The sequence below is a fragment of the Streptococcus mitis SK597 genome (assembly GCF_000148545.1).
GTDB classification, from domain to species: domain Bacteria; phylum Bacillota; class Bacilli; order Lactobacillales; family Streptococcaceae; genus Streptococcus; species Streptococcus mitis_C.
On the sequence record NZ_AEDV01000077.1, the window covers coordinates 1 to 5645 of the forward strand.

5 protein-coding genes and 1 pseudogene are annotated in these 5645 nt (G+C 43.0%); all 6 read left to right on the top strand.

What is annotated here, in order from left to right:
• The first annotated feature begins 80 nt into the window (after positions 1-80).
• The 6 genes and pseudogenes from SMSK597_RS10025 to rpsD all read left to right on the top strand — a co-directional run bounded on the left by SMSK597_RS10025 (position 81) and on the right by rpsD (position 5299).
• Positions 81-1097 (top strand): glycosyltransferase family 2 protein, encoded by a 1017-nt coding sequence (locus SMSK597_RS10025; RefSeq protein WP_000771880.1) that lies wholly within the window; start codon positions 81-83, stop codon positions 1095-1097.
• 115 nt (positions 1098-1212) lie between these two features.
• Positions 1213-1378 (top strand): annotated as a pseudogene (locus SMSK597_RS14100) (YSIRK-type signal peptide-containing protein); the annotation flags it as partial.
• A gap of 155 nt (positions 1379-1533) precedes the next feature.
• Complete coding sequence (locus SMSK597_RS10030; RefSeq protein WP_474104454.1) at positions 1534-2580, top strand: SSURE domain-containing protein; 1047 nt, start codon at positions 1534-1536, stop codon at positions 2578-2580.
• Positions 2581-2745: 165 nt separating this feature from the next.
• A complete protein-coding gene (locus SMSK597_RS10035) occupies positions 2746-3441 on the top strand; it encodes a response regulator transcription factor (protein ID WP_000520656.1) in 696 nt (231 codons plus the stop codon).
• Entirely contained in the window at positions 3441-4493 is a 1053-nt protein-coding gene (locus SMSK597_RS10040; RefSeq protein ID WP_000769764.1) for a HAMP domain-containing sensor histidine kinase, read from the top strand. Before SMSK597_RS10035 ends, SMSK597_RS10040 begins: the two co-directional genes overlap by 1 nt.
• Positions 4494-4687: 194 nt before the next feature.
• The gene (gene rpsD, locus SMSK597_RS10045) at positions 4688-5299 is read left to right on the top strand and encodes a 30S ribosomal protein S4 (RefSeq protein ID WP_000092756.1); all 612 of its coding nucleotides are present in this window, start codon (positions 4688-4690) and stop codon (positions 5297-5299) included.
• The last annotated feature ends 346 nt before the right edge of the window (positions 5300-5645 follow it).

Sequence of the window (5645 nt, forward strand, 5' to 3'; positions counted from 1 at the left end):
CAACCTGCGGCTAGTTTCCTAGTTTGCTCTTTGATTTTCATTGAGTATAAGAAAAAATCAGTCCCCTAAAGGAGTAGATTATGAAGTTATTGTCTATCGCCATCCCTAGCTATAATGCTGCTGCCTATCTTCATTACTGTGTGGAGTCGCTAGTGATTGGTGGTGAGCAAGTTGAGATTTTGATTATCAATGATGGGTCTCAGGACCAGACTCAGGAAATAGCTGAGCGTTTAGCTAACAAGTATCCTAGCATTGTTAGAGCCATCTATCAGGAAAATAAAGGCCATGGTGGTGCGGTCAATCGCGGCTTAGCGGAGGCTTCTGGGCGCTATTTTAAAGTGGTTGATAGTGATGACTGGGTGGATCCTCGTGCTTACCTGAAAATTCTTGAAACCTTGCAGGAACTCGAGAGTGAGGGGCAGGAAGTTGATGCCTTTGTGACCAATTTTGTCTATGAAAAGGAAGGTCAGTCTCGTAAGAAGAGTATGAGTTATGAGTCAGTCTTGCCTGTTTGGCAGATTTTTGGCTGGGATCAGGTCGGAAATTTCTCCAAAGGCCAGTATATCATGATGCACTCGCTGATTTATCGGACAGATTTGTTGCGTGCTAGCCAGTTCCAACTGCCTGAGCATACCTTTTATGTCGATAATCTCTTTGTTTTTACCCCCCTTCAGCAGGTCAAGACCATGTACTATCTGCCTGTCGATTTCTATCGTTATTTGATTGGGCGTGAGGACCAGTCTGTCAATGAGCAAGTGATGATTAAGCGCATTGACCAGCAACTCAAGGTCAATCGACTCTTGGTAGACCAGCTTGATTTGTCCCAAGTGAGTCATCCAAAAATGAGAGAATATCTGTTGAATCACATTGAAATCACGACGGTGATTTCCAGTGCCCTGCTCAACCGAGCAGGCACAGCAGAGCATCTTGCCAAAAAACGAGAGCTGTGGACCTATATTCAGCAGGAAAATCCAGAGGTTTTTCAGGCTATCCGCAAGACCATGTTGAGCCGTTTGACCAAACATTCGGTCTTGCCAGCTCGCAAACTTTCCAATGTTGTCTATCAAATCACCAAGTCTGTTTATGGATTTAATTAATATAAGTATTTTATAAGAGGGATTTAAGAAAAATTTTAACTTTTTCTTAATCCTTTTTAATTTTAGGAGATTATACTAGAGTCATCAAATAAAGAAAAACTCTAAGGAGAATCCTATGAAATTCAATCCAAATCAAAGATATACTCGTTGGTCTATTCGCCGTCTTAGTGTCGGTGTTGCCTCAGTTGTTGTAGCCAGTGGCTTTTTTGTCCTAGTTGGTCAACCAAGTTCGGTGCGTGCCGATGTAGTCAATCCGACCCCTGCCCAAGTCGTGCCAGACGCTGCTTCGGTGAGTGAAAAGAGCGACATACCAGCAGAACTTCTCAAAGAAGCAGTCGATACAGCTCTTCCTTCAGAACAGGTAGGCTCAACACCTAAAGCAAGTTTGGATGCTACAAGCTCTCCAGAAAAAGTGAATGTAGCTGATAAAGACCAAGTGGTAGCGCCAAAAGAAGAAGTGCAAGCAAAACCAGAATCTAAGAAAGAAACAGAAGATACGGTTAAACCTGCAACAAATCCTGCGACTACAGTTTCTGGACAAGACCGTGAAGCAAATGAAGCTCAACCAGCAACCACCCCAGCCGAAGTTCAAAAAGGTGTGGCCGACAACACTAAAGACACAGTAGATGTTCCAGCCACTTACTTGGATAAGGCTAACTTCCCAGGTCCATTCACAGCCGGTGTCAACCAAGTCATTCCATACGAGTTCTTCGCTGGTGACGGTATGTTAACTCGCCTTATCTTGAAAGCATCCGACAAGGCTCCATGGTCAGACAACGGCTCAGCTAAAAATCCAGCTCTTCCACCAGTAGAAAACTTGGGCAAAGGTCTTTACTTCTATGAAGTGGACTTGGCAGGCACCCAAGGCAAATCTGATAAAGAGCTACTTGACCTCTTGAAACAAAATGGCACTCAAAGTTATAAAGCTACTATCAAAGTGTACGGTGCGAAAGACGGCAAGGCCGATTTGAGCAATCTCGTAGCGACTAAGGATTTGACAGTAAACTTGAATGGACATCAGTCTCTTACTCCGATGCAATCAGGCTTCGTCCCATCTTCTAATGGTTCAGCTATGCCGTCTTCAATGATGAATAGTCATCAAGATGCGTCTAAGATGAACGCTCAAATGCCAAGTGCCAATCAAGATGAGATGAAATCTCAAATGCCAGCTGCTAGCCAGGATAAGATGATGCCTAACAAAGAGCAGGATAAAACTATGAATGCTAGCCAGCCTATGGCAACACCAAGCATGAAACAAGATCAAGCTCCAGCAGCCTCAAGCAAAATGTCTGATGAAGGCAAGATGGCAGCTAATAACAAGGCGTCAAGTCCAATGATGGCTGATCAAATGAAAGAGCCAAAAGACATGCTTCCATATACTGGTGAAGCTCAAACATCAATGGCTACTATTGGATTCTTTGGACTCGCCTTGGCTGGACTATTAGGTGGCCTCGGTTTGAAAAACAAAAAAGAAGAAAACTAATCAGCTAAGGAAATAAATGAGGGATAGTGGGCTGACTAAGGCTAGTTTACCAACTCAATCAGCAATCAGGCCTTTCTTTCAGTAGCAGATTAAAATCATCGTAAAACAATAAAAATAGTGTTATACTATTGTGGTATAGCACTGTTTTTTTCAAAGGAGAGACAGATGGGAAAGACAATTTTACTCGTTGACGACGAGGTAGAAATCACAGATATTCATCAACGCTATCTGGTTCAGGCAGGATATCAGGTTTTGGTGGCCCATGATGGGGTAGAGGCCTTAGAAATCTTCCAGCGAAAACCAATTGATTTGATTATTACAGATATCATGATGCCTCGGATGGATGGTTATGATTTGATTAGTGAGGTTCAGTATCAATCTCCAGATCAGCCTTTTCTCTTTATCACGGCTAAGACCAGCGAGCAGGACAAGATTTATGGCCTGAGCCTAGGGGCAGATGACTTTATTGCCAAGCCATTTAGCCCTCGTGAGCTGGTTTTGCGTGTCCACAATATCTTGCGGCGCCTTCATCGTGGAGGTGAGACAGAGGTCGTCAGTCTCGGGGATTTACGGATGAATCACGGTAGTCATGAGGTCCAAGTCGGAGATGTGGCGCTTGATTTGACAGTCAAATCCTTCGAACTTCTATGGCTTCTAGCCAGCAATCCAGAGCGAGTATTCTCTAAGACAGACCTCTATGAAAAGGTCTGGCAGGAAGACTATGTGGATGACACTAATACCTTGAATGTTCATATTCATGCTCTTCGACAGGAGTTGGCTAAACATGCTAGCGCAGAAACGCCTACTATAAAAACTGTCTGGGGCTTGGGCTACAAAATTGAGAAAGCACGAGGTAGTTAATGAAATTAAAAAGTTATATTTTAGTGGGGTATATCATTTCAACACTCCTAACGATTATCGTGGTTTTTTGGGCTGTTCAAAAAATGCTGATTGCGAAAAGCGAGATATACTTTTTGCTTGGAATGACCATCGTTGCCAGCCTTGTCGGTGCTGGGATTAGTCTCTTTCTCCTGTCGCCTGTCTTTACTTCATTGGGCAAACTCAAGGAACATGCCAAGCGAGTAGCGGACAAGGATTTTTCTTCAAATCTGGAGGTTCAAGGACCTGTAGAATTTCAGCAATTAGGCCAAGCTTTCAATGAAATGTCCCATGATTTGCAGGCGACCTTTGATTCCTTGGAAGAAAGTGAACGAGAAAAGGGCTTGATGATTGCTCAGCTATCGCATGATATCAAGACTCCCATTACTTCGATTCAAGCGACAGTAGAAGGGATTTTGGATGGGGTTATTAAGGAAGGAGAACAGGAGCATTATCTAGCAACCATTGGGCGTCAGACGGAAAGGCTCAATAAACTGGTTGAAGAGTTGAATTTTTTGACTCTAAACACAGCTAGAAATCAGGCAGAGACAACTAGTAAAGACAGCATTTTTCTGGATCAGCTCTTGATTGAGTGCATGAGTGAGTTTCAGTTCTTGATTGAGCAGGAGGAGCGAGATGTCCACTTGCAGGTAATTCCAGAGTCTGCTCGGATTGAGGGAGATTATGCTAAACTTTCTCGTATCTTGGTGAATCTGGTCAATAATGCTTTTAAATACTCAGCTCCTGGAACTAAGTTGGAAGTGCTAGCTAAGCTGGAAAATAACCAGCTTTCAATCAGTGTGACCGATGAGGGGCAGGGAATTGCCCCAGAGGACTTGGAGAATATTTTCAAACGCCTTTATCGTGTAGAAACTTCGCGTAATATGAAGACAGGTGGTCATGGTCTTGGTCTTGCGATTGCGCGTGAATTGGCCCATCAATTGGGTGGAGAAATCACAGTTACCAGCCAGTACGGCCTCGGAAGCACCTTTACCCTCGTTCTCAACCTCTCTGGTAATGAAAATAAAGCTTAAAACCCCTTTACAAAACCATCTATTCATGGTAAAATGGATTTTGTGTGAAATATCAGCAGGAAAGCATGAAGCTCGTCAACAGGTGTCTTATGATAAGTAACCTTGGCTGTTTAGGCGAAGGGCATCTGCACGAATCAGGGCTTTCTAAGTGACTATTTCCACCGAAATATTATTTATATCAGGAGGACATTCACATGTCACGTTATACAGGACCATCTTGGAAACAAGCTCGTCGCCTTGGCCTTTCACTTACAGGTACAGGTAAAGAATTGGCACGTCGTAACTACGTACCAGGACAACACGGACCAAACAACCGTTCTAAATTGTCAGAATACGGTTTGCAATTAGCTGAAAAACAAAAACTTCGTTTCACTTACGGTGTAGGTGAAAAACAATTCCGTAACTTGTTCGTACAAGCTACAAAAATCAAAGGCGGAATCCTAGGTTTCAACTTCATGCTTCTTTTGGAACGTCGTTTGGATAACGTTGTTTACCGTCTTGGTCTTGCGACTACTCGTCGTCAAGCTCGTCAATTCGTAAACCACGGTCACATCCTTGTTGACGGAAAACGCGTTGATATCCCATCATACCGTGTAACTCCAGGTCAAGTGATCTCAGTTCGTGAGAAATCATTGAAAGTTCCAGCAATCCTTGAAGCAGTAGAAGCTACTCTTGGACGTCCAGCATTCGTATCATTCGACGCTGAAAAATTGGAAGGTTCATTGACTCGCTTGCCAGAGCGCGACGAAATCAACCCAGAAATCAACGAAGCACTTGTCGTTGAATTCTACAACAAAATGCTTTAATTTTAAGAAATATCTTACAGAAAGCCTACAACAGTGGGCTTTTTTCTTTGTCTTAAAATGTTGATTTCTGGGTTTGTTTAGAGATTTGTTAGTAGGGTTATTTGTGTATCTAAGTCTATCTATTCCAAGAATGACGCGATGTTGATGATATAAATCTGGTACGATATAATATTTTGGCCCCTCACTTTAAGGAAGGGAGGTGTTATGTATGCTAGAGTTACTTTCCCTTTTTCTAGCTCCGTTACTTGTTAACGTACTATCTGAGCTTTTCAAGCTATGGATAAAGAGACGTAAAGTAGCATTTAACCCTTTTAGAGGGTAGCAAAAAACCCCATCGGTGGCACGG